The sequence below is a fragment of the Bordetella hinzii LMG 13501 genome (assembly GCF_001548475.1).
Classification (GTDB): Bacteria; Pseudomonadota; Gammaproteobacteria; order Burkholderiales; family Burkholderiaceae_B; genus Bordetella; species Bordetella hinzii.
Window position 1 is genome coordinate 64,297 of the sequence record NZ_LRUJ01000012.1, and the last position, 23,958, is coordinate 88,254.

Genomic DNA, 23,958 nt, shown 5'->3' on the forward strand with positions numbered 1-23,958 from the left:
GCGTTTTGCCGGCCATCGCATGACGCCTTCCCGCCTGCCGCAACTGGATGCTCTGCGCGGACTCGCGCTGCTGGGCATTGTCGTGGTCAATTACCAGGTCTTCGCCCTGCCGTATCTCGGCTCGGGCCTGGCCGATCCCCACTTTGACCGGCCTGTCGACCGGGCGGTGCAAATGCTGATCGCCCTGTTGTTCGAGACCAAGTTCTATCTGCTGTTCTCCTTTCTGTTCGGCTACAGCTTCACGCTGCAGCTCGATGCGGCGCATCGGGCGGGCGCCGAACCGGGGGCGCGCCTGCGCCGCCGTCTCATGGGCTTGATGCTGCTGGGCCTGGCGCATGCGCTGCTGCTCTACCAAGGCGATATTCTGCTGGCCTATGGCCTGATCGGCCTGCTGTTGCTGCGCTGGCGGCATTGGGCGCCCAGGCGCGCGCTGTTCACGGCGCTGGGGCTTATCGCGGCGGGGGCGGGTTTCTGGCTGGCGGTCGGCTTGCTGACCGTCGACGAGCCCTGGTCCGCAGAGGCGCTGCTGACGCAGCAGGCCGAGATCGTGGCCGCGGTGGCGGCCTATCGGGGCAGCGTCGCCCAGGTGATCGCCCAGCACTGGGACGACTTGACCAGTGAAGTCTGGATCATGGTGTTCGGTGTGCAGGGCCCCCATGTGTTGGCCATGTTCCTGGCCGGCATGGCCCTGGGCAAGCGCCAGGCCCTGGCCGCGGCGCCCTCGGCCGTGTTGCGCGGCCTGGCCTGGCTGGCCTTGCCTGTCGGGCTGGCCGGGTCGGCGCTCTATGCCTTGAGCACCGAGCCGCCCTGGTCGCCGGCCTGGAGCCTGGCCGGGCTTGGCCTGGGCCTGTTCACCGCGCCCCTGCAGACGCTCGGCTATGGCGCGCTGTTTCTGCTGGCCTGCCGGCGTTGGCCGGCCGTGCAGGCGTGCTTCGCCCCGGCGGGCCGCATGGCGCTGTCCAATTATCTGCTGCAGTCACTGGCTGGCGCCTGGCTGTTCACCGCCTGGGGCCTGGGCGGGATGGGCGAGGTGTCGCCGGCCGCGACGCTGGGCCTGGCCGCGGCGGTCTTCGCCATCCAACTGCCTTTGTCGGCCTGGTGGCTGCGCGGCCATGCCTATGGCCCGGTGGAATGGGGCCTACGCGCATTGACCTTGTGGCGCAGGCCCCCCTGGCGGGCGGCGGCCTAGGCCATCCGCGCGGCAGGCGAGCGGCGGCCCTGGCGCCACCAGATGGCCGCCAGGATGAGCAGTGCCGGCAGATAGAACCAGAACTCCGACCAGCGGGCCGGATTGGGTGTCTTGATTTCCACGAGGTCCCAGCCCTGTTCCCAGCCGGAGCGCCGCGCGGCGCTGCCGAAGCGCACGTTGGAGACCTGGACCTGCTCGCCCAGGGCCATGAAGCTCAGGCCGGCATCGGCCAACCGCTTGCGCCCGGCGGCCTCGCCGGTGAGTGCCTCGGTCGGCGGCAGGGCGGGCAGGGCCACCGCCACTGTCTTGGTCAGTTCGTCGCCTTCGATATTCACGCCGCGCACCGTGGCGATCAGGCGCGCGCCGTCCGGCAGCTCCGCCGCCGTCCTGAGCAGCGCCTGCGGGCCCTGGCTCTGGTGTGGCTCGGCAAGATGATCCATGAACCAGTCGGGCCGGAACAGCATGAAAGTCGCCAACAGCAGGGCCATGACTTCCAGTGCCGTGCAGCGTTCGCGGAACCAGGCCATGGTGGCGGCCGCGAAGGTCAATGACGCCAGCGTGGCGCCGGCGACCACCATGGCCAGTTCCCAGCCGTAGTTGACGTCGATCAGCAGCAGGGCCGGATTGAAGACAAACATGAAGGGCAGCACGGCGGTGCGCATGGCATAGGTCACGCCCTGGATGCCGGTCTTGATCGGGTCCGCGCCGGAGATGGCCGCGGCCGCGAAGGTGGCCAGGCCGACCGGCGGCGTGATGTCGGCCATGATGCCGTAGTAGAAGACGAACATGTGCACGGCGATCAGGGGGATGACCAGGCCGTTCTGCGCGCCGAGCTCGACCACGACTGGCGCCATCAGCGTGGCCATGAGGATGTAGTTCGCCGTCGTGGGCATGCCCAGGCCCAGGATCAGGCAGACGATGGCCGTGAAGATCAGCATGAGCAGGACATTGCCCATGGAAACCAGCTCGACGAAGGCCGTCATGCGCAGGCCCAGCCCGGTGAGCGTGATCGCGCCCACGATCAGGCCGGCCGTGCCGCAGGCAATGGCGATGCCTATCATGTTGCGCGCGCCGTCCTGCAGACCGGTCAGGGCGTCATGCCATCCCTGGCGCCAGCCCGGACCGGCGGCCTGGCCGCGGAACCAGGCGATGATGGGGCGCTGAGTGACCATCTGCGCCAGCATGGCCATGGCTGCCCAGAAGGCCGACAAGCCGGCCGAAAGCTCCTCCACGCTGAGGCACCACACGAGGATGCCGATGGGAATGAGGAAATGCAGGCCGGCTCTTACCGTGGGCCAGGGCTGGGGCCGCACGGGATGTTCAATATCGATATCCTGCGGCAGGTCGGGGTGGCGGGCGGCCACGCGCAGCAGCCCCACATAGAGCAGGGCCAGCAGGGCAAGCAGTATCCAGATGGCGGCCGCCCCGGCCAGCGCCTGCACCCCGGTGCCTATCCAATAGACCGCGCCCATGACGACCAGCGTGCCGCTGATGCCCATGCCCCAGCCGGCCAGCTTCTGCAGCGGCGTGCGGGCCTGGCCGGCCGACATCATGGGCTGTATGCCCAGCTTGAGCGCCTCCAGGTGGACGATGTAGAACAGCGCGATATACGAGATCGAGGCCGGCAGGATGGCGTGGCGGATGATGTCCGTGTAGGGGATGCCGACGTATTCGATCATCAGGAAGGCCGCTGCGCCCATGACCGGCGGCATGATCTGCCCATTGACCGAGGATGCGGTTTCGATGGCTCCGGCGCGCACCGCGCCGTAGCCGGCCTTGCGCATCAGCGGGATGGTGAAGATGCCGCCAGTGACCACGTTGGCCACCGATGAGGCCGACACCAGGCCGTTGACCGCGGACGACACCACGGCCACCTTGGCCGGGCCGCCGCGCAGATGCCCAAGCAGTGCGAAGGACACCTGCATCATGTAGTTGCCGGCGCCGCACTTGTCCAGCAAGGAGCCCAGCAGCACGAAGATGAAGATATAGGAGACCGAGACGCCCAGCGCCACCCCGAAGACGCCTTCGGTGGTCAGCCACATATGCGACATCAGGCGCTCGATCGACGCGCCCCGGTGCGCCAGCACATCGGGCATCCAGGGGCCGAGCAGGACATAGGCCACGAACACCGCGCCCAGCACCGTCATCGGCAGGCCCAGGGCGCGCCGGGTGACTTCCAGCAGCAGAAGCAGGCCGGCTACCGCCGAGGCCACGTCCAGCGGCGTAGGCTGCCCGGGGCGGTCGGCCAGCTCCTTATAGAAGAGATAGAGGTAGGCGCCGCAAAAACCGGCCACGATGGCCAGCAGCCAGTCGTACCAGGGCATATGGTCGCGCGCGGCGCGCTTGCTGGCCGGATAGGCCAGGTAGCCCAGGAACATCGCGATGCCCAGGTGCAGGGCCCGTGCCTCGGTATCGTTGAAAATGCCCCAGTTCAAGGCGAACGGCAGCGGCGAGGCATACCAGAGCTGGAACAGCGACCAGAGCAGCGCGCCGGCGGCCAGCACCGCGCCGGCCAGGCCGCCCGCGTGGCGGCCGCCCCTGTCGGCCTCGGCCACCATCTGTTCGAGATCGGCCGTGGTGGAGTGTTGATTCATGGACTTCCCCTACTTGTCTTGGCGCGCCGGGCGCGCTGATCGCGCCCGTGGCCGGGCGCGGGCGCTGCATCAGAGCAGGCCTTTTTCCTTGAAGTATTTTTCCGCGCCCGGATGCAAGGGGGCGGACAGGCCGTTCTTGACCATGTCTTCTTTCTTCAGGTTGGCGAAGGCCGGGTGCAGTTTCTTGAAGTCTTCGAAGTTGTCGAACACCGCCTTGACCACGAGATAGACCGTTTCCTGCGGCACGTCGGCCGAGGTCACGAAAGTGGCCGTCACGCCATAGGTCTTGGTTTCCTGGGGGTTGTTGGGATAGAGCCCCGCGGGAATCGTGGCATGCGCGTAATAGGGATACTTGGCCACCAGTTGATCGACTGCCGGACCGGTCAGGGAAACCAGCTTGGCGCCGCAGCTGGTGGTGGGATCCTGGATATTGGCCGAAGGATGGCCCACGCCGTAGAAGAACCCGTCTATCTTGCCGTCGCACAGCGCCGAACCATGCTCATCGGGACGCAGCTCCGAGGCCAGCGAGAAATCCTTCAGGGTCCAGCCCATGGCGGCCAACAGCTCCTCCATCGAGGCGCGCGTGCCCGAACCGGGATTGCCGACGTTGAAGCGCTTGCCCTTGAAGTCCTCGAATTTGCCGATGTTGGCTTCTTTGCGGGCCACGACGGTGAACGGCTCGGGATGGATGGAGAACACCGAGCGCAGCTTGGGAAAGGCGCCTGCTTGCTTGAACTGGCCTTCGCCGTGATAGGCGTTATAGCCGACGTCGGATTGCACCACGCCCAGATCCAGCTCGCCGGCCTTGATGGTGTTGGCGTTGAAGACCGAGCCGCCCGTGGACTCCACCGAGCAGCGGATGCCGTGCGAGGAGCGGTCCTTATTGACCAGGCGGCAGATGGCGCCGCCCGCGGCATAGTAGACGCCGGTGACGCCGCCCGTGCCGATACTGACGAACTTCTGTTGCGCCGCGGCGGGCGCGCTCATGGCAAGGGCGGTGGCCAGGCCTGCGGCCGCCAGCGTCCAGCGATTGCCCAAGGTGTGTTTGGCTTTCATGCAAACTCCTTTTGGGGGTATTTCCCCGTGATAGGCCGGTCTGCGCCGGCGGGTGGCGTATTGCCGCGAGCAATACGCCTTTGGTGAAAGCGTTGTGGCTATTCGCGCGCGGTGGCGGCGTCGATGGCGCCGCGCAAGCGGTCGGTCAGCTGATCGAGTTCGTCGTCGGTAATGATGAAGGGCGGGGCGATCAGGACGTGGTCGCCCTGGCGGCCGTCTATGGTGCCGCCCATCGGGTAGACCATGAGCCCGCGGGCCATGGCCTCGCGCTTGACGCGCGCGTGCACGGCCCGCTGCGGATCGAAGACCGCCTTGCTGGCGCGCTCGGCCACCAGTTCCACGCCCAGGAACAGGCCGCGTCCGCGGATATCGCCGACGTGGGGATGTTCGCCCAGCGCCGTGCGCAGGCGTTGCATCAATCCTTCGCCTTGCTGGCGCACGCGGGCCAGCAATTGGTCGCGCTGGATGACCTCCTGTACGGCCAGGGAGGCGGCGCAGGCCACGGCGTGGCCCAGGTAAGTATGGCCGTGCTGGAAGAAGCCGCTGCCGGCGCGCATGGCCTGGACAATGTGGCCCTGGGCCATGACGGCGCCGATGGGTTGATAGCCCCCGCCCAGACCCTTGGCGATGGTGATGAGATCGGGCGTGACACCCTCCTGTTCGACCGCGTACAGCGTGCCCGTGCGCCCCATCCCGCACATGACCTCGTCGGCGATGAAGAGCACGCCGTGGCGGTCGCACACGGCGCGGATCTTGCGGAAATAACCCGGCACGGCGGTGAGCGCGCCGGCGGTGGCACCCACGACGGGCTCGGCCACGAAAGCCATGACCGTCGCCGGACCCAGGGCCTGGAAGGTCGCCTCCAGCTCGGCGGCCAGCCGGTCCGTGTACTGCTCGTCGCTTTCGCCCGGCAACTGGTCGCGGTAGGCATAGCAGGGTGAGACATGGCTGACGTCGATCAACAGCGGCGCGAATTGCGCGCGGCGCCAGGCATTGCCGCCCACGGCCAGCGCGCCCAGGGTATTGCCGTGATAGCTCTGGCGGCGCGCCACGATATGGCGGCGCTCGGGCTGGCCGATCTCCACGAAATATTGGCGCGCCATTTTCAAGGCCGCTTCGACCGCCTCCGAGCCGCCGGACACGAAGTAGGCATGGCTGGTGCCGGCCGGCGCGCCGGCGACCAGGCAGTCGGCCAGGCGTTCGGCGACCTCGGTGGTGAAAAAGCCGGTGTGGGCATAGGAGATGGCGTCGATCTGGGCGTGCATGGCGGCCTGCACGTCGGGGTGGTTGTGCCCCAGGCAGGAAACGGCCGCGCCGCCCGAGCCGTCGATATACGAGCGGCCTTCGCTGTCATAGACCCAGACGCCCGAGCCGCGGGTCGCCACCGGCGGCGTCTGGCGCAAGGAACGATGCATGACATGGGTGTGGCTCATGGTGGTGTATCCAGGATGTCGAAACAGGGTTCAGGCCGAGGGCGCGCGCCGCGGGGCGGTCCAATAGACCTCGTCCTCGCTCAAGCGCGCCTCGACTTCGGCCAGGCGGCTGAGCACGGCCTGCCCGCCCAAGGCGGCCAGGCGCGCGATCAGGTGTTCGGCCAGGCCCAGCAGGCCGGCGGTGGTATGGAAGAAAGAGCCCGGCCCCTGGTGAGAGGCCGCGATCTCGGCGCGATCCGCCGGGCTGAAGCACAGGGCATGGCGCGCGCCCACGGCCAGGGGCGAAAGCGGATCGTCGGTCAAGGCGACCAGCGCCACGCCGCGCGCGGCGGCCTGGCGGGCCAGGCGGACCGAGGCCGCCGGGTAGGGAGCCTGGGAAATGACCACCAGGGCATCGCCTTCCTGCAGCGTGTCGGCATCCTCGGCCGCGGTGCCGCCCAGGCCGTCGATCAGCACGCTGTTGCGCCGCACGAGCTGGAAGGCATAGCGCATCTGGTAGGCGATGCCGAAGGCCGAGCGCGTACCCAGAAAGCCCACCTGGCGGGCGTCCAGCAATGTGCGGGCCGTGGCATCGAAGCTGTCCGTCGGATTGAGGGTGCAGACCGACTGCATGGCGGCGGTCTGGTACTGGGTCAGCACGGCATGGCCGTCCTGGGATGCGGCCGCCTGCAGGGCCGCCGCGCGATCATGGAAATCTCCGCGCGCGCGGCCGGCCAGCGCCTGCTGAAAGGGCTTGCGGAAGGCCTCATAGCTGTCGTAGCCGGCCGCCCGCGCCAGGCGCAGCATCGTGGCCGGCGCCACGCCCAGGTTCTGGGCTTGGCGCCGCATGGACCACAGGCCCACCTCGGCCGGATGGGCAGCCACCCAGCGCGCGGCGCGCTGCAGTTCCGGCGGCAGGTGTTCGATGCGTGCCTGCAAGGCCTGGATCAGATCGCTGGGCAGGGTAGGGATCAAGAAATACGCTCCAAAAAAACAGATGGTATATGTGGAGACAAAGAAAAAACATATGTTTTATCCATCCTGGGGAAATCGCTAATAAATGCGTCCCCAATTTTATTGAGGATGCCGCCAAATCCCTGAGAAAACGGCATTTTTTGTCATCTTCAGGAAATCAGTATTCATTTAATTACATCGTGCACGGAATTTTGGTTTGACTTGAATAGCATCGGTCCATATCATTCGTATAGAAATCAATTTTCGAAACCTAGACATGAACAGCGTCAACACGACGGAACCCTCACAGCAGTACGACCTGCGCATCCTGCGCGCCCTGCGCCGCATCACGCGCTCGATCGCCCTGCATTCGCGTCAGCTTGCCGCGGTCAGCCACATCACCGCGCCGCAGCTCATGTGCCTGCGCACGGTGATCGCCAACGGCCCCATGACGGCCACCGCGATCAGCCGCGAAATCCATGTCAGCCCGAGCACGGTGGTCGGCATCCTCGACCGCCTGGAAGACAAGGGCCTGATCCGCCGCGAGCGTGGCCGCGAGGACCGTCGCATCGTGTTCGTCACCGCCACCGACGCCGGCCGAGCGCTGGCGTCCCAGGCGCCTTCGCCCTTGCAGAAGCATCTGGCGGACGCGCTCAATGCGCTGCCCGAACTGGAGCAGGCCACCATCACGCTCTCGCTCGAGCGCATCGTGGCCCTGATGGAAGAGGAGGGACATGTGGCTGACGCCCATGGTGATCCTGCCTCGCCCATTCTGGAGGTTCCGACGGGCGGCGCGCCGCCTGAATCGGGGTTGGTTGTATGAGAAATATCGAAACACAGACACTCGCCACGTTTTCCCCTCATACGGCCGCGTCCGCCGCGGCCCCTCAAGCACAGAGCCATCAGATGCGGGCCCCGCGCCTGGCCGATGGCCCTGCCATCCATCGGCTGGTCGCCGACTGCCCGCCGCTGGATCTCAACTCGCTCTACGCCTATCTGCTCCTGTGCGAGCATCACAGCGCCACCTGCGTGGTGGCCGAGAGCGCCGGCGGGCGCATCGATGGGTTTATCTCCGCATATCAGCCGCCCACCCGGCCCGACGTGTTGTTCGTCTGGCAGGTCGCGGTCCATGAAAGCGCGCGCGGCCAGAAACTGGCCCGCGGCATGCTGAAAGCGTTGCTCCAACGTGACGCGCTCAGCCAGGTTCGCCATCTCGAAACCACAGTGGGGCCTGACAACCAGGCTTCGCGCCGCACCTTCGCCGGCCTGGCCGCCGAATTGGGCGCCCACATCTCCGAACAGCCGTATTTCGACCGGCAAGTGTTCGGCGGTGCGGACCATGATGACGAGATGTTGTTGAAGATAGGGCCGTTTGCGCCGGTGTCCCACTAGCCATTAGCGGGACAGGGGCCGCACGGTCCTGCAACACCTCTGGATGCTTGTCCAGCCGGTCCCGAAAGGGGGCGGCCCGGGACTTGTCGTCCCTCAACGATAGATAGGGAGGATCACATGGATTTGAAGATTTTTGACCGGATGGAGTCCGAAGTGCGCGGCTACATCCGGTCCTTTCCGGTGATATTCAGCCAGGCCCGCGGGTCTTTGCTGATAGATGAAGAAGGCCGCGAGTACATCGACTTCTTCAGTGGCGCGGGCACGCTCAACTACGGCCACAACAATCCCGTCTTCAAGGAAAAGTTGCTGGAGTACCTGGCCGCCGACGGCGTGGTGCACGGCCTGGACATGGCCACCAGCGCCAAAAAGCGCTTTCTCGAGACTTTCGAGCGCGTGCTGCTCAAGCCGCGCAACTGGAAGTACACCTTGCAGTTCACCGGCCCCACCGGCACCAACGCGGTGGAAGCGGCGCTGAAGATCGCGCGCCAGGTCAAAGGCCGCCCGAACATCATTTCCTTCACCCACGGTTTTCACGGCGTGAGCGGCGGCTCGCTGTCGGCCACCGCCAACGTGAAATTCCGCGACGCCGCCGGCTATGCCCTGGCCAATACCACCTTCATGCCGTATGACGGGTATTTCGGGCCCGACGTCGACACCATCGCTTACCTGGAACGCATGCTGGAAGACCCCAGCAGCGGCCTGGACAAACCCGCCGGCGTGATTGTCGAGACGGTGCAGGGCGAGGGTGGTGTCAATGTCGCCACGCTGCGCTGGCTCAAGGAGCTGGAAAAACTCTGCCGCCGGCATGACATGCTGCTCATCGTCGATGACATCCAGGTGGGCTGCGGCCGCACCGGCAGCTTCTTCAGCTTTGAGTCGGCCGGTATCCGTCCTGACATCATCACCTTGTCCAAGTCGCTCTCCGGCTTCGGCCTGCCCATGTCGCTGGTGCTGATGAAGCCCGAGCTGGACATCTGGAAGCCGGGCGCGCATAGCGGCACCTTCCGCGGCAACAATCTCGCTTTCGTGACGGCCGCCCAGGCGCTGGACAGCTATTGGGCCAGCGATGCCTTCTCCAATGAGGTGCAGCGCAAGGAGCGCGTCGTGCGCGACTGGCTGGAAAACCTGGCCCACAGCTATCCCAACGCCGGCCTGGCCGTGCGCGGCCGCGGCCTGATCCAGGGGCTGGTGGCCACCACCACGCCGGAGCTGGCCAACGAGATCGCCCGCAAGGCCTTCGAGCGTGGCGTGGTGATCGAGACCTCGGGCGCGCATGACGAAGTGCTCAAGCTGCTGCCTGCCCTGACCATCGAGGACGAGCTCCTCGCCCGCGGCCTGGATGTGATCGAGGCCAGCGTCGCCGAAGCCCTTGGCCAGAAACAGCCGTCGGCCCGTGTTCTCAAATTTGGAGGAAAACGCCAATGATCGTCCGCAACGTCAAAGATGTGATCGGAACCCCCGACGAAGTGCGCACCGATACCTGGATGAGCCGCCGCGTGCTGCTCAAGAAGGACAACATGGGTTTCTCGTTTCATGAGACCACCATTTTTCCGGGCACCCGCACCCATATCCACTACAAGAACCACCTGGAAGCGGTGTGGTGCATCGAGGGCGATGGCTCGATCGAGACGATCGCCGACGGCAAGCGCTATGAACTGGGCCCGGGCGTGGTCTACGCCCTGAACGAACACGACGAGCATTGGCTGTGCGGCGGCAAGGAGCCGCTGCGCGTGATCTGCGTGTTCAACCCGCCGCTGACCGGCCAGGAAGTGCATGACGCCGACGGCGTCTACGCCCTGCCCGAGGCCGAGGCGGCCTGAATATAGGAGGCTGACGATGATTTCCACTGCGCAGGACCCGTATGCGTCGCGGACAGACCGCGCCGCAGCCATCATTGCGCGCCAGGACCCGGTGGTCTATGGAGAGGGCAACTATGCCGACGCGCTGACATCCGAGCAATTGCAGTCATACGAGAACGACGGCTTTCTCCTGCTGGAGAACCTCTTTTCCGCCGAAGAAGTGGCCGTGCTGCTGGCCGAGGTCGAACGCATGACGCGCGATCCCGCCATCGTGCGGCGCGAAGAGGCCATCACCGAGCCGGGCAGCAATGCCGTGCGCTCCATCTTCATGGTGCATGTCCTCAGCCCCATCCTGGCCCGCCTGTCGCGTGACCCGCGGGTGGCCAACGTGGCGCGGCAGATCCTGGGCTCCGAGGTCTATATCCATCAGTCGCGCGCCAATATGAAGCCGGGCTTCAAGGGCAAGGAGTTCTATTGGCACTCCGACTTCGAGACCTGGCACGTCGAGGACGGCATGCCGGCCATGCGTGCGTTGAGCTGCTCGGTGCTGCTGTCGGACAACAATGAAACCAATGGCCCCTTGATGCTGGTGCCCGGTTCGCACCGCCAGTTCATTTCCTGCGTGGGAGAGACCCCGCGCGAGCACTACAAGCACTCGCTCAAAAAGCAGGAATATGGCGTGCCCGATCCGGTGAGCCTGCAGCTGCTGGCCGAGCAGGGCGGCATACGCACCATGATGGCGCCCGCCGGGTCGGTGGTGTTCTTCGACTGCAACACCATGCATGGCTCGAACAGCAATATCTCTCCCTGGCCGCGGTCCAATGTCTTCATGGTCTACAACAGCATGGAGAACACGCTCAATCCGCCCAAGTACGGGCTGGATCCCCGGCCCGAGCATATCGCCACGCGCAAGGCCTTCAAGGCCATCACGCCGCTGGATACGCTCAAACTGGTCGAGCGATGAGCTAGGCGCCGTGGGTGTGAGGGCCCGCGGTGACATTGCCCCGGTGCGCACGCGCCGGGGTTTTTTTTGTCCTGTGACGCGCGCACCGCGTGGGGGCGCCCCCTCGGGGGGCAGCAAGCGCGCGACGCGCGCGCAGCGTGGGGGTTCACCCCCCACCGCCGGGCCGCCCCAAGGTGGGGGCGCCCCCTCGGGGGGCAGCAAGCGCGCGACGCGCGCGCAGCGTGGGGGTTCACCTTTGGCACCATGGATTAGGCCGTTCTGGCTCCATGACCCTCTGCTATGCTTGCGCGGTCAATTCGCCGTCTGTCAGCCATCATGTCGCTTACTGTTCGCAGCTTGCATATTTATCCGATCAAGTCATGCCACGGCATCGATCTTGCCCAGAGCCGGGTGGATCGCGCGGGCCTGGCCCATGACCGCCGCTGGATGATCGTGACTTCGGCGGGTCAGTTCATGACGCAACGCCAATGGCCGCGCATGGCGCTCATTCATACGGCGCTGACCGAGTCCGCCCTGCATCTGAGCGCGCCCGATATGGACGATATCGAAGTTCCGCTGGATGGCAGCCAATTGGCCGAAACGGTGGAAACCGTGGAAGTCTGGCGCGACAGGGTGCCGGCGCGGGCCGAGAGCGCGGCGCTCGCTGATTGGCTGAGCCGCTTTTTGGGTGAGCCCTGCCGGCTCATGAAGGTGGACCGCGGGGCCAGGCGTCCGGCCCGTGAAGAGTGGGTGGAGCGCTGGCGCGAGCGTCATCCCGACGCAGCGGGTGTTTTCGATGGCGACCATTTCTTCGGCTTTGCCGACGGTTTCCCGCTATTGGTGGCCAACCAGGCGTCGCTGGACGACTTGAACCAGCGCCTGGCCGCCAAGGGCGTGGAGCCCGTGCCCATGGACCGTTTTCGCCCGAACATCGTGCTTGAGGGCGAGGATTGGGCCGCCTTCGAAGAAGACGTGACCGTCACCGTGGATTTCGGCCATATGCGCGTGGCCCTGGTCAAGCCCTGCACCCGTTGCAGCATCCCGGACGTCGACCAGATGACCGCCGTGCCCCGGCAGGAGCCGGGCCTGACGCTGGCCGCTTACCGCAAGTTGGAGATCGGCGTCGTGTTTGGGCAGAACGGCATCGTGGATGTGCGGGACGCGACGACGCTGCGCGTGGGCGACAGCGCCGAGGTCGAGCTGGATTTCTGAGCGTCTAGCCGCTGGCCAGTTTCAGGCCGATGAGGCCCGCGACGATGAGCAGCACGCTCACCACGCGCAGGCCGCTCACGGCTTCGCCGAACAGCACGATGCCGGCCACGAAGGCGCCGATGGTGCCGATGCCGACCCAGACTGCGTAGGCCGTGCCCAGCGGCAGGCTTTTCATGGCGGTGGCCAGCAGCCAGAAGCTCACGATCATGCCGGCCACCGTGACGACGGAAGGCCATAGGCGCGTGAAACCGTGGGTGTATTTGAGGCCGACCGCCCAGACGACTTCAAAAAGGCCGGCGAGAACGAGGATGATCCAGGTCATTGAGGGTGCTCCCTGTTGCTTGGCTGGCAGGCAAGGCGGCCAGGCCAGGGGGCCGTCCCCGGATGTAGCGTTGGACCCCGGGTCGTCCCAGGGCCCAAAAATTATAAAATAGCAGCCGGCCAGGAGCCAAGCCGGAATTTCCCTGGCCGCAGCCGTCCCTCCGGGCGGCATGGCAACATCCGCGGTCCGGCCCGCATACCCAGGAATCTTTTTTATGCAACGCATTATGCTGCGTGCAAAGCTGCACCGCGTCACGGTCACCGAAGCCGACCTTCACTACGAAGGCTCCTGCGGCATCGACGAAGACCTGCTGGACGCAGCCGGCATGCGCGAGTTCGAGCGCATCGAGCTCTACAACGTCACCAATGGCGAGCGCTTCGACACTTACATCATCAAGGCGGCCCGCGGCAGCGGCGCGATTTCGCTCAACGGGGCCGCGGCGCGCCGCGCCCAGGTGGGCGACCTGATGATCATCTGCACCTACGGTCCGATGTCCGAGGAAGACGCGGCCCGGCACAAGCCCAAGGTGGTCCTGGTCGACGAGGCCAACCGCGTCAAGGAAATCCGCAAGTTTCCCGATTGATATCGTGGGCGCTGGGGCGGCGCCCGTTTCACCCACACTCGATTTGCATCCCCTATGAGCTTTCAGGTCACCATCCAACCCAGCCAGCATCAATTCCAGGTGGAACCCGGCCAGACGGTGCTCGATGCGGCACTGGCCGCCGGCATCGTGCTGCCCTATAGCTGCCGTACCGGCGCATGTTCGACCTGCAAGGGCAAGGTGGTGGCCGGCGAGGTCGACGCGGGCAATACGCCCGCGCAAATCCTGTCGCCCGAGCAATTGGCCGAAGGCTACACGCTGTTCTGCCAGGCACGGCCGCAAAGCGATCTGGTGATCGAGTCCACCGAGGTGCGCCTGGCCAGCGACATCCAGATCCGCAAGATGCCCTCGCGCGTGCAGACGCTCGCGTTGCTGGCGCCGGACGTGATGGAAATCAAGCTGCAGTTGCCGGCCTCGGAGCAGTTCCGCTACTACGCGGGCCAATACATCGAGCTCATCCTGAAGGATGGCAAGCGGCGCAGCTATTCGATGGCGGGCGCGCCCCACAAGGGCAGCCCGCTGGAACTGCACATCCGCCACATGCCTGGCGGCGTGTTTACGGATCATGTTTTCGGCGCCGGCGACACGCAGATGAAAGAGCGCGAGATTCTTCGCCTGGAGGGACCGTTCGGTTCCTTCTTCCTGCGCGAGGACTCCGACAAGCCGATTATCCTGCTTGCCAGCGGCACCGGTTTCGCGCCGGTCAAGGCCATCGTCGAGCACATGGCGCACAACGAAATACAGCGCCCGGTGTCTCTTTATTGGGGGGGGCGCCGGCCGCGCGACCTCTATATGAGCGAGCTGGCGCAGTCGTGGGCCGACACCCTGCCTGACTTCCGTTTCATCCCGGTGATTTCCAATGCCCTGGAAGAAGACGGCTGGACGGGCCGCACGGGTTTTGTCCACGAGGCCGTGATGCAGGACCTGCCCGATATGTCCGGCTACCAGGTCTATGCCTGTGGCGCGCCACCCATGGTCGATGCCGCGCGGCGCGAGTTCAGCCAGCAGTGCGGCCTGCCGGCCGAAGAGTTCTACGCCGACGCCTTCACCTCGGAGGCCGACCTCGCCAGGGCTGCGCAAGCCTGAGCGTTAATATAGAGAGCAGGAAAAGGGGAGCCTCCCGCGCCGATACCGGCCGGGATGCCGCCCCTTTTTTTTGAAAAATAGGCGGGCAGGGCCGGCAAGAGTAAACTGCCCGACCAGTATTTCAGCTGGATCCTATCCGGAAGAATCCCATGTCGACGTCCGGCCGGGACGCACAGGAGTGATTTGCGCATGAAAGTAGCGGTATTGGGCAGCGGCATCATCGGAATCTCAAGCGCCTGGTGGCTCAGGCAGGCTGGCCATGACGTCGTGGTCATAGACCGCTCCACCGGGCCGGCCCAGGAAACCAGCCTGGCCAATGGTTCGCAGATCTCGGTCTCCTATGCCGAGCCGTGGGCCAATCCCCAGGCGCCGCTCAAGCTGCTGAAGTGGATGTTCCAAGACGATGCGCCGCTGCTGTTCCGCCCGCAACTGGACTGGCGGCAGTGGATGTGGGGCCTGGCCTTTCTGCGCGAATGCCTGCCTTCGCGCCTGGCTCCCAATATCCGGGCCATGGTCCGCATGGCCGAGTACAGCCGGTCCACCTTGCGGAGCATGCGCGCCGACCTGGGCATCCAGTATGACCACCTCGAGCGCGGCATCCTCAACTTCTACCGTGACCCGCAGGAGTTCGAGAATTCCCAGCGCGCCGCCGGCCTCATGCGCGACTTCGGAGTCGAGCGCCGCGTGGTCAATGCCGACGAAGTCATCGCCATCGAGCCGGCCCTGGCGCCGCAGCGCGCCAACATCGTCGGCGGCGACTACACGCCCGAGGACGAAAGCGGGGATGTGCATTTGTTCACGGTGGCGCTGGCGCAGCGCTGCGAAGCCGCCGGTGTCGAATTCCGCTTCAGCACCAGCGTGACACGCCTGTTGAGCGAAGGCGGGCAGGTGCTCGGCGTTGAAATCATCCAGCCCGATGGCCGTTATGGCCGCGTGAACGCCGACGCCTATGTGGTGGCCATGGGCAGCTACAGCCCGCAACTGGTGCGCCCGCTGGGCGTTCCTTGCAATGTGTATCCCGCAAAGGGATATTCCGCGACTTACCCTATACTCAAACCCGAGGCGGCTCCCTCGGTCAGTCTGACCGATAGCAGCCACAAGGTGGTGTTCTCGCGCCTGGGCAACCGCCTGCGCATGGCCGGCACGGCGGAGCTCTCGGGCTATTCCCGCGAGCTCAATACCGGCCGCTGCGCGGCGCTGACCTCCCTGGCGCGCGAGTTGTTTCCTGATGCGCTCGATTTCGAGGGCGTCAGTTATTGGTCCGGGCTGCGTCCCTCGACCCCTTCGAATGTGCCGCTCATCGGCCGTACCCGCATTGCCAACTTGTATCTGAATACCGGGCATGGCACTTTGGGATGGACGATGGGGGTGGGGTCGGGCCGAGCCCTGGCGGATCTATTGAGTGGACGCCGGCCGGAGCCGGAATTTCCTTTTCTTGGTCTATGAACCTATGAAGAAACAGCAATTGACGGGTATCACCCGTGCCATGGCCGCCAGCCGGCGCGCCTGGGTGTTTGGCTTGGCCATGGCGGCCGTGGGCGTGGCGCATGCCGACACTGTCCAGATCCAGGTGTGGCACACGCTCTCGGGCCCTAACAAGGCCGAATTCGAGAAGCTGGCCAAGCAATACAACAAAGAACAGGACGCCGTCGAAGTCAAACTGCGTGACTTCCCCACGCAAGCCGCCCTGCAGCAGGAAGCCACCGCCGCGGTCAAGGCCAAGAAAGCGCCCAATCTGATCCAGCTGGCCGACAACCATTCGCCCGAGGTCGTGGCCGAACACAAGGCCATCCTGCCGATGTACCAGTTGCTGGCCAAATACCCCATCAAGGACCTGAACTGGTTCCTGCCGGACACCGCCAGCTTCACGCGCGATGGCAAGGGCCGCCTGCTGGCCTTCCCTTGGATGGCCGAAGTGCCGGTGATGTTCTATAACACCACCCTCTACAAGAAAGCGGGCCTGAATCCCAACCAGCCGGCGCGCACCTGGACGGCCTTGCAGGCCGAGCTGCTCAAGCTGCGCGACGTGGCCGACATCGATTGCCCCTACGCCTCCAGCAACCAGGTGTCGGTGCACCTGGAAAATCTCGCGCCGGTGAACAACCAGCTCTATGCCAGCAATAGCAACGGCCTGGCCGCGTCCAAGCAGGCGCCGACCATGCAGTTCGACACGCTTTACATGCGCCATGTTTCGCTCATGGTCAGCTGGAAGCGTTCCCTGCTGTTTACCGCCTACTCGAACGACAATAAATCGGATGCGCTCTTTGCCAAGGGCGAGTGCGGCGTGCTGACGGCGGGATCTTCGGCCTTCGGCACCTTCAACAACACCCGCGGCCTGTCCTTCGGCGTGGCGCCGCTGCCTTATTACGACCAGGTCACCCAGACTCCCGGCCGCCCGTTTGTGAGCGGTTCGGCGCTGTGGGCCCTGGAAGGCAATCCGGCTGCCCAGGAGAAGGCCACGGCGCAGTTCCTGGCATGGCTGTCCAAGCCGGTGGTGGCTGCCGAATGGCATCAACGCACGGGCTATCTGCCGCTGACCGAAGCTGCCTTCCGTGCCTCGGACGTGTCGTTCTATGACAAGATCCCGGGCGCGCAGCAGCTCGTGGCCTCGCTGCGCACGCAGCAAGTGCCGGCCAATGCGCGCGGTTTCCGCATCGCCAACTACGATCGCATCGAAAATGTGCTCAATGCCCAGCTGACCGATGCCTTCGACGGCAAGACGCCGCCCGTCGCCGCCCTGAACAACGCCATCGGCCAGGCCCGCAATCTCGCCGCGCAGCGCTGACCGCAGCCCTCCGGCAGACCAGGCCGCCCTTCGGGGCGGCCTTTTTCTTGCCTGGCCGGGCGGCGCCTGTCGCGCTACGGTCCCAGCGTATATGCCGGTCTACCGCTGCGGACTTCCCTTGGCCATCATGGCCCTGTCTTGCCAAACAGGGCCCACAGGATGCGAAGTGTTTTCTCCATGTTCGTCGCGCTGCTGCTCAGCGGCTGCCAGGCGGCATCGTCCGCGCATTGGCGTGTCGCGCCGGATCATTTTGATTTCAACTGGCAACTGAGCGGCGATCCCGAAGTCGCTCCGCTGCAAGTCTTTGCCGGTGGCCAGGAGATCTGGCTGCAGTTCGCGCCCGGACAGGAGCTTCCCGCCATTTTTGGCCAGGCACCGGCGGGTGAACAGCCCTTGGCCTATCAGCGCCGCGATCCCTATGTCGTACTGCCTGGCCAGTGGCGGGCCCTGGTGCTGCGCGGCGGCCGCCAGGTGGCTTACGCGCGCCGGGCCGGCGAGCCCGCACCCCTGGCGCCGGAGCCCGAGGTCTTGCGCCTGCCGCCGCCGGATCCGCCCGCCGCCGTGACGCCAGCGCCGCCGTCCGCGGCAGCCCCGGCATTTTTCGCCGGGCCGCCCGACACCACCTTGCGCGCGGTGCTTGCACGATGGGCCGCGCAGGCCGGGTGGACGTTCTCGGCCGAGCACTGGGCGCTCAACGCCGACATCCCGTTGCAAGGCCAGGCCCGCTTCGAGGGGGAGTTCAAGGCGGCCGTGCGTGAGCTGCTGCGCGCCACCGAACTGGCTGACCGCCCGCTGCAGCCCTGCTTTTATGCCAACCAGGTATTGCGCGTCGTCCCCTTGGCGCAGAGCTGCGACCGCAGCCGCGGAGCCGCCGCATGAGGCGGATATGGCTGCCCTTCCTGTGCCTGGCCCTGGGCGGATGCGCGCTGCAGACGCAATGGCAAAGCCTGCGCGATGCGCTTGGCCTGTCGCGCGACAAAGTCCAGGCCCTGCACGCTGAACAGGCCCGGGCGCTTGACGCCGAGGCGGCACGCAGCGCCCGCGAGGCCGCGCAAGAGGTCGCCAAACCCTGGCTGGCCGGGCCTGCCCAGGCCCTGGCGCGCGAAGTCGCCTTGCCCGCGCCGCTGCGCGCCCGGGTCGATACCACCCTTATCTTCGCCGGCCGCGCCGGGCTGCCTCTGATCGCCGAACGCCTGCACCGCGCCACCGGCATCGCCGTGCGCGTCCTGCCCGAAGCCCTGCTGCCCGCCGAGCTTTTCCTGCCCCGCCTGGCCGGCAGCGCCGCGCTGGCCGTGCCGGCCCAGCCGCGGGTGGAGCTGCAGGAGGGCCCCCGGCCCTTGGCGGACATCCTTGATGCCCTGGCGGCGCGTCTGTTGGTGTGGTGGCGCTATCACGACGGCGCCATCGAGTTCTATCGCAGCCAGACGCGGGTTTTTGACCTGCGCCTGCTGCCCCTGGCGATCACATCGCAGGCCCGGCTCGGGCGCCATGCGGCCGGCTCCGAGGGGTTCGACCACGCCATACAGGCCAGCATGGCCATGGATCTGCCTTCCCCCTCGCAGATGCTGCGCACGCAGATCGAGCCATTTCTGTCCCGTTCCGGCGTGGCCGCGCTGGCCGACGAGGGCGCCACGCTGGTCGTGACCGATACGCCTGCCGCGCTCTCCCGCATCGAGGCCTTCATCACGCAGGAAAACGCCCGGGCGGGGCGGCGAGTGCGACTGCTCTTCGAAGAAATCACCCTGGTCATGCACAACAGCGCCGAGGGCGAGATCGATTGGCGGGTCCTGCATGCCAGCGCGCGCGCCGCCGTCGAAGGCATGTTGCCAGCGGCCTTGCGGGCGGTTTCGCCCGGCCTGAGCGCCAGCCTGCCGCAAGGCCCCTGGAGTGGCTCCAAGGCCATCCTGAGCGCGCTGGCACGGTTCGGCGCGGTTCGGCACCATCGCTCCATCCCGCTGCTGACGCTCAATCGCCGGCCGGTGACTTACGCCGTCCACAGCACGTTCTCCTATGTCGACCAGATCCAGGGGCTGCAGGCGCGCCAGGGGACCAGCGACCTGCCCAGTGTTTCCGTCAACCAGAAGCGCGTCACGGTGGGCACCTTTCTGACCCTGCTGCCGGACGCACAGGACGACGGCAGTATCTTGTTGTCCATCGGTTATGACAACACGGTCGCTCAACCGCTCAAGGCGCTGGCCTTCGGTGACGATGACAGGCCGCTTCAAGTGCAGCAGCTCAATCTGGATGGCAATGGCAGTGTCCAGCAGGTGCGCGTGCGTCCCGGGCATCCGGTGGTGCTGTCCGGCTTTGACCGCAGCACGGACAGCTATGACCGCCAGCGGCTGACGCCGGACGCGCCCCTGCTGGCCGGCGGGCGCGACCAGGCCCGGCAGGAGCGGCTGCTGACGGTCATCGTGCTCAGCGCCCAACTGGAGGAAGCCGATGGCTGACCTCTGGCTGCGTCCGGCGGATCCCCATGGGCAATGGGTGCATGGCATGTCCTGGTCCGCCGTGGTCGGCAGCCATGCGGGGTCGGTGGCCCGTCTGCGCGCCAGGCAGATGCGGGCCAGCCACTACCTGCTCGGCGGCGAGCGAGCGATGGCTGCCGGCTGCGCCCGGATCCCCGGCCGAGGGCGGTGCTATTCCGCCGCCCAGCAGGTCGCCGCGCATTGCGCGCCCGACGCCTTTGCCGCCGTCGTGGCCCTGGACGGCCGCTATTGGCTGGTCGCCGTGCAGGATGGCGCCGTGCTGGCCGGAGGCGACCAGGTATTTGCCCAGGAGGATCAGGCGCAGGCCGCTCTGCGGCGCCTGGGCATCGAGCCATCGGGGCGGCCGGACAAGGTCTGCCAGGCGCTGGGCGCCGCGCCGCTGCCGGCCGCGCGTTTGCGCTCCCTGCCTCCCCGGCCAGCCCTCTTGCTGGCCATGCTGCTCCTGCCGCTGGCTTGTGTGGCCATGTGGGCTGGATGGGAGCCTGCGGTTCCGGGCGGCGAGCAGGCCGTTTCCGCCCCGGCGCCCGCGCCTGCACTATGCCTGGGCCAAGTGCTGGACAGCGTGCATCAGTTGCCCATGCATCTTGCCGGGTGGCGCCTGGCCGGCGCGCAATGCCTTCCCCAGCAGGACGCTTGGCAGTGCCAGGCGCGCTACCACCCCGAGTCCTTGCAGGCCTTGAGCGCGGATTTCCAACGCCAGCTCGCTTCTCGTTGGGAGGTCGAGCTGCCGGGGCTGGACGAGGCCGTGTTGCGATGGCGGGCTGCCGGCCCCTGCCAGGCCGATCCACGGCCGGCGGATACGCGCTGGATGCGCGCCCTGCAACCCTGGCGCGCGGCATTCGCGGAAGTCTGGTTGGGGCCGTGGTCGGCCACGCCGGACGGCCGCGTCCGGCAATTGCGGCTCAGCGGTCCTTTGCGTTCTTACTCGCTGCCTGCCTGGGAAATCCTGCCCGCGCGGTGGCGCCATCTGCGATTACAGATCGATCCGGCCCAGGGTTCCGGCGCCAGGCGCAGCCCCCTCACACTTCTTCTCGAAGGAGGCATTCATGCCGATACTCCCGGTCCATGAACACGTGGTCCGCCAGCGTTGGCGGCGGGCATCTTGCGCGGCGCTGGGTTTGTTGTTCCCGCCGCTGGCGCACAGCGCGGACGGCGACGCGCTTGGACAGAGCGTGCGCCAATGGCTGCAAGAGGAGATCGCCACAGAGTCCACGGCCAAGCCAGGCCTGGCCGCGGCGGTCCCGGCCGCGCCTGCAGTCTCCCCGCCCCTCGAGTTGCGCGCCATCTACGGCGTGGGTCCGCGGCTTACCGCCGAGTTCCTGTCGGCCGGCGTGGCTTTGCGCGCCCGGTCCGGCCTGCAGCGGCTGCGCGGCACGGCTCCCGATACCGCGTTGGCCTTGCTCGAGATCCAGGCGCCTTGCGCGCGGTTGCGGCACGCCGGCGGCGCTTTGGCCGAAGTCTGCATCCTGCCCATGGACGAGCCCCATGAATGACGCAGTGGTGCCGCTGCGCGCGCTGGACGATCTCCAGCCGGCCTTGTCGCGGGTCTTGCATGATGAATTCGAGCTTGGCGGGCTGACGGGACACATCTGTCCCGTCTTGCTGGACGGCGGCCAGGCCGCCGTGCTGGCCCAGCCCCGTTATGCCCGCGGCGCGTGGGTGGCCGAGCTCCTGCGGCAGCTCCATGAAAAAGGCTATCCGATTGCCCAGCCCGCCTGCTACCAGGTGGATGCGGCCTTGCTGCTCAGCCTGCTGCGCGAAGCCCGGGGCGGCGGCGGCCCGCCGGCACCTGGGCGCGCCGCGGCAGGGCAGGGCGGCCGGCCGACACTGGCGCTGCTGTTCGAGGATATCGTGCGCGCGGGCCTGAGGGCCGGGGCCAGCGACATCCACCTCAACGTGCATGGTCCTGATCGGGCCGAAGTGCGCTACAGCATAGACGGGCGCTACGTGCAGCTGCCCGATGTCCGTTCGCTGGCCCGCGCCACCATGATCGACATGCTGGCCGTGGTCTGGATGGACGTCGTCGGCGGCAATGGCGCCGTGTTCGACCCGCTGGCCGAGCAGCAGGGCCGCATCCTCTGCCGCATCGACGAGCGGGAGTGGATCTTGCGCTGGGCGTCCCTGGCGACTGACAACGGTCCGTCGGTATGCCTGCGCATCCTGCGCCGCGACAGCGTCGCGGGCAACCATTTGCGCGACCTGGGCTTTGACGCCTCGCAGGCCCGCCTGCTGCGCCAGGCCTGCTCGCGCGAAGGCGGCGCCATCGTCGTGGCCGGCCGAGTGGGCTCCGGCAAGTCCACCACGCTGGCCACCTTGCTGCGCGGCCTGTCCGCCACGCGCAAGATCATCACGCTGGAGGACCCGGTCGAGCTGCGCATCGGCGAGGCGCTGCAGAACACCGTGGGCCGCGGCCTGGACGCCGACCACGACGGCGTCTTTGACGCCAAGCTCAAGACCATCAAGCGCAGCGCCATGAACGACGTCTATCTGGGCGAGGTGCGCGACCGGGAAACCGGGCGTGCCTTCATGGACCTGGCGGGCTCGGGCGTGAGCGTCTACACCACCGTGCATGCGGGGTCCGCGCAAGGCATTGCCGCTCGCCTGGCTTCGGACTTCATCGGCGTGCCGGCGGATTTTCTTCGCATGCAAGGCGTTCTCAAGCTGCGGGTCTACCAAGAGCTCCTGCCGCGTCCTTGCCCGCATTGCGCGCGCGGCCCTGAGGGCTTGTTGCGCGGCCCGCGGGCCGGTACCTGGGCACGGGTGCTGGGGGCCTTGCCGACAGGGCGGCTACGTGTGCGCCGGGCGGCCGGCTGTGCGCAGTGCTCCGGCGGGCCCAGGCTGTTGCGGGGATATCTGGGCCGCAGTGTGGCCGCCGAGGTCCTGCAAGGACTGGAGGGCTCCCCTACGCCCTGGCATGAGGTGCTCAAGGGCAAGGTGCTGCGCGGCGAACTCGATCCCCGCCACTGGGCGATGCATGCAGGCGGCGTGCAGGCCTTGGCTCATCTGCTGGACACCGGGCATGCGTGAGTCCTGGTGGCTGTTGCGTCTTGATGCCTGGCGGTTTCAGCGCGCGCGCGCCGATTACTACGCCTATCTGGGCGCCTTGCTGCGCGCCAGCGACGGCCGTCTTGCCCTGCGCGAGGTTTTCGCCCTTGATGCCGCTCGCTATGGAGCGGCGCATTGGCGCGGCAGGCTGGCTGCGCGCTGGGCTAGGGCCAGCGGCACTTATGGCGGCGATCTCGCCGCGCTATGGGCTGGGGTCGCGCCCGCCCAGGATTGCCTGATGCTGGCCACGGCGCAGGCAGCCGGCAGCGCAGCCCTGGCGCAGGGGCTGCACGACCTGGCCCAGGCTTGCCGCCTGGCCGATGCCGCCAGGCGGCAGCTTGGCGCCAGCCTGCGCGCCGCGGCTGTGGCGCTGGCTGTCCTGGTTTGCACGCTGTGGGCCGTGCCCCTGTTCACGGTGCCGCGCCTGACGCAGGTATTCGCTTCCCTGCCCATCGACTATCACGGTCCACAAACGCGCGCGTTGTTCGCCTTTGCCGCGCATGTGGTTTGGGCGGGGCCCTTGTCGGCCCTGGCGGTGGCCTGCGGCCTGTGCTCGTGGGTCTGGTCCCTGGGACATTGGCATGGTCCGTGGCGCCGGTACTGCGATGGCATCGGCCCCTGGCGCCTCTACCGTGACGCGCAAGCCATACGTTTCCTGAGCTTGCTCGAAGTCCTCATCCGTGACGGCGGCAGCATCGACGTCCGCCTGCGCATGGCCTTGAGGGCCTTGCGGCATTACGCCATGCCGTGGCTGGCCGCGCATATCGCGCAGATGCTGGCGCGCATCGATCGCGGCGAGGTCGGGGCCTCCACTTTCGATACGGGCCTTCTGGATCGGGAACTCTGGTGGTTCATGAGCGACATGATGGCCGCCCACGGGATAGAGGCCGGGCTGTCGCGCGCGCGTGAGCGCGTCGAACAGGCATGGTTGCCGCGTCTGGCCGCCCAGGCCCTGTTCTGGCGCTGGGTGCTGTTGTTGTCCACGGTGGCGGCCATGTTGGCGCTGGTGTTCTGGCATTACGCCGTCATCGACGAGCTCAGGCGTGGCCTGACGCATTTTTATTCCGCGCATTGACGCA

Annotated in this window: 22 protein-coding genes; 17 read left to right on the plus strand and 5 right to left on the minus strand. The window is 66.8% G+C overall.

What is annotated here, in order from left to right:
- The first annotated feature begins 19 nt into the window (after positions 1 to 19).
- The gene (locus AXA74_RS10425; protein ID WP_032955279.1) at positions 20 to 1,189 is read left to right on the plus strand and encodes a DUF418 domain-containing protein; all 1,170 of its coding nucleotides are present in this window, start codon (positions 20 to 22) and stop codon (positions 1,187 to 1,189) included.
- Here AXA74_RS10425 and AXA74_RS10430 read toward each other — a convergent pair.
- From AXA74_RS10430 to AXA74_RS10445, 4 genes are all read right to left on the minus strand, one after another.
- Positions 1,186 to 3,783 carry a TRAP transporter permease gene (locus AXA74_RS10430; protein WP_029578868.1) on the minus strand — a complete coding sequence of 866 codons (2,598 nt, stop codon included), beginning with the start codon at positions 3,781 to 3,783 and terminating at the stop codon, positions 1,186 to 1,188. The genes AXA74_RS10425 and AXA74_RS10430 overlap by 4 nt on opposite strands.
- Positions 3,784 to 3,852: 69 nt before the next feature.
- Positions 3,853 to 4,839, minus strand: a complete 987-nt coding sequence (locus tag AXA74_RS10435) for a TAXI family TRAP transporter solute-binding subunit (protein ID WP_029578867.1) — start codon at positions 4,837 to 4,839, stop codon at positions 3,853 to 3,855.
- A gap of 98 nt (positions 4,840 to 4,937) precedes the next feature.
- Positions 4,938 to 6,272 (minus strand): aspartate aminotransferase family protein, encoded by a 1,335-nt coding sequence (locus AXA74_RS10440; RefSeq protein ID WP_029578866.1) that lies wholly within the window; start codon positions 6,270 to 6,272, stop codon positions 4,938 to 4,940.
- A 30-nt stretch (positions 6,273 to 6,302) separates the two neighbouring features.
- A complete protein-coding gene (locus tag AXA74_RS10445) occupies positions 6,303 to 7,226 on the minus strand; it encodes a MurR/RpiR family transcriptional regulator (RefSeq protein WP_223850547.1) in 924 nt (307 codons plus the stop codon).
- A gap of 256 nt (positions 7,227 to 7,482) precedes the next feature.
- Between AXA74_RS10445 and AXA74_RS10450 the strand changes: the two genes are divergently transcribed.
- The 6 genes from AXA74_RS10450 to AXA74_RS10475 all read left to right on the plus strand — a co-directional run bounded on the left by AXA74_RS10450 (position 7,483) and on the right by AXA74_RS10475 (position 12,551).
- Positions 7,483 to 8,028: a MarR family winged helix-turn-helix transcriptional regulator gene (locus AXA74_RS10450; protein ID WP_029578864.1), complete on the plus strand. Its 546-nt coding sequence runs from the start codon at positions 7,483 to 7,485 to the stop codon at positions 8,026 to 8,028.
- Complete coding sequence (gene ectA / locus AXA74_RS10455; RefSeq protein ID WP_029578863.1) at positions 8,025 to 8,597, plus strand: diaminobutyrate acetyltransferase; 573 nt, start codon at positions 8,025 to 8,027, stop codon at positions 8,595 to 8,597. Before AXA74_RS10450 ends, ectA begins: the two co-directional genes overlap by 4 nt.
- A 117-nt stretch (positions 8,598 to 8,714) precedes the next feature.
- The gene (gene ectB / locus AXA74_RS10460; protein ID WP_029578862.1) at positions 8,715 to 10,022 is read left to right on the plus strand and encodes a diaminobutyrate--2-oxoglutarate transaminase; all 1,308 of its coding nucleotides are present in this window, start codon (positions 8,715 to 8,717) and stop codon (positions 10,020 to 10,022) included.
- A complete protein-coding gene (locus AXA74_RS10465) occupies positions 10,019 to 10,417 on the plus strand; it encodes an ectoine synthase (protein WP_029578861.1) in 399 nt (132 codons plus the stop codon). The genes ectB and AXA74_RS10465 overlap by 4 nt, the downstream gene beginning before the upstream one ends.
- Positions 10,418 to 10,433: 16 nt before the next feature.
- The gene (thpD, locus tag AXA74_RS10470; RefSeq protein WP_029578860.1) at positions 10,434 to 11,360 is read left to right on the plus strand and encodes an ectoine hydroxylase; all 927 of its coding nucleotides are present in this window, start codon (positions 10,434 to 10,436) and stop codon (positions 11,358 to 11,360) included.
- 315 nt (positions 11,361 to 11,675) lie between these two features.
- Complete coding sequence (locus AXA74_RS10475; protein ID WP_029578859.1) at positions 11,676 to 12,551, plus strand: MOSC domain-containing protein; 876 nt, start codon at positions 11,676 to 11,678, stop codon at positions 12,549 to 12,551.
- Between the two features lie 4 nt (positions 12,552 to 12,555).
- On the opposite strand, the gene sugE is transcribed toward AXA74_RS10475, so the two are convergent.
- Positions 12,556 to 12,873, minus strand: coding sequence for a quaternary ammonium compound efflux SMR transporter SugE (gene sugE / locus AXA74_RS10480; RefSeq protein ID WP_029578858.1), 318 nt, complete (start codon positions 12,871 to 12,873; stop codon positions 12,556 to 12,558).
- 214 nt (positions 12,874 to 13,087) lie between these two features.
- Here sugE and panD point away from each other — a divergent pair, with 214 nt between their 5' ends.
- From panD to AXA74_RS10530, 10 genes are all read left to right on the plus strand, one after another.
- A complete protein-coding gene (gene panD / locus AXA74_RS10485) occupies positions 13,088 to 13,456 on the plus strand; it encodes an aspartate 1-decarboxylase (protein WP_029578857.1) in 369 nt (122 codons plus the stop codon).
- A gap of 54 nt (positions 13,457 to 13,510) precedes the next feature.
- Positions 13,511 to 14,560 (plus strand): CDP-6-deoxy-delta-3,4-glucoseen reductase, encoded by a 1,050-nt coding sequence (locus AXA74_RS10490; RefSeq protein ID WP_029578856.1) that lies wholly within the window; start codon positions 13,511 to 13,513, stop codon positions 14,558 to 14,560.
- A gap of 189 nt (positions 14,561 to 14,749) precedes the next feature.
- Complete coding sequence (locus AXA74_RS10495; protein ID WP_029578855.1) at positions 14,750 to 16,006, plus strand: D-amino acid dehydrogenase; 1,257 nt, start codon at positions 14,750 to 14,752, stop codon at positions 16,004 to 16,006.
- Positions 16,007 to 16,010: 4 nt separating this feature from the next.
- On the plus strand, positions 16,011 to 17,345 hold the full coding sequence (locus tag AXA74_RS10500) for an extracellular solute-binding protein (protein ID WP_032979722.1): 1,335 nt from the start codon (positions 16,011 to 16,013) through the stop codon (positions 17,343 to 17,345).
- A gap of 177 nt (positions 17,346 to 17,522) precedes the next feature.
- Positions 17,523 to 18,224, plus strand: coding sequence for a TcpQ domain-containing protein (locus AXA74_RS10505; RefSeq protein ID WP_230588863.1), 702 nt, complete (start codon positions 17,523 to 17,525; stop codon positions 18,222 to 18,224).
- Entirely contained in the window at positions 18,221 to 19,795 is a 1,575-nt protein-coding gene (locus AXA74_RS10510; RefSeq protein WP_029578852.1) for a hypothetical protein, read from the plus strand. Before AXA74_RS10505 ends, AXA74_RS10510 begins: the two co-directional genes overlap by 4 nt.
- Positions 19,788 to 20,903, plus strand: a complete 1,116-nt coding sequence (locus tag AXA74_RS10515) for a type 4b pilus protein PilO2 (RefSeq protein ID WP_032979720.1) — start codon at positions 19,788 to 19,790, stop codon at positions 20,901 to 20,903. Before AXA74_RS10510 ends, AXA74_RS10515 begins: the two co-directional genes overlap by 8 nt.
- Complete coding sequence (locus tag AXA74_RS10520) at positions 20,881 to 21,327, plus strand: hypothetical protein (RefSeq protein WP_029578850.1); 447 nt, start codon at positions 20,881 to 20,883, stop codon at positions 21,325 to 21,327. The genes AXA74_RS10515 and AXA74_RS10520 overlap by 23 nt, the downstream gene beginning before the upstream one ends.
- Entirely contained in the window at positions 21,320 to 22,861 is a 1,542-nt protein-coding gene (locus tag AXA74_RS10525; protein WP_032955357.1) for a GspE/PulE family protein, read from the plus strand. The genes AXA74_RS10520 and AXA74_RS10525 overlap by 8 nt, the downstream gene beginning before the upstream one ends.
- On the plus strand, positions 22,854 to 23,954 hold the full coding sequence (locus AXA74_RS10530) for a type II secretion system F family protein (RefSeq protein ID WP_029578848.1): 1,101 nt from the start codon (positions 22,854 to 22,856) through the stop codon (positions 23,952 to 23,954). The genes AXA74_RS10525 and AXA74_RS10530 overlap by 8 nt, the downstream gene beginning before the upstream one ends.
- The last annotated feature ends 4 nt before the right edge of the window (positions 23,955 to 23,958 follow it).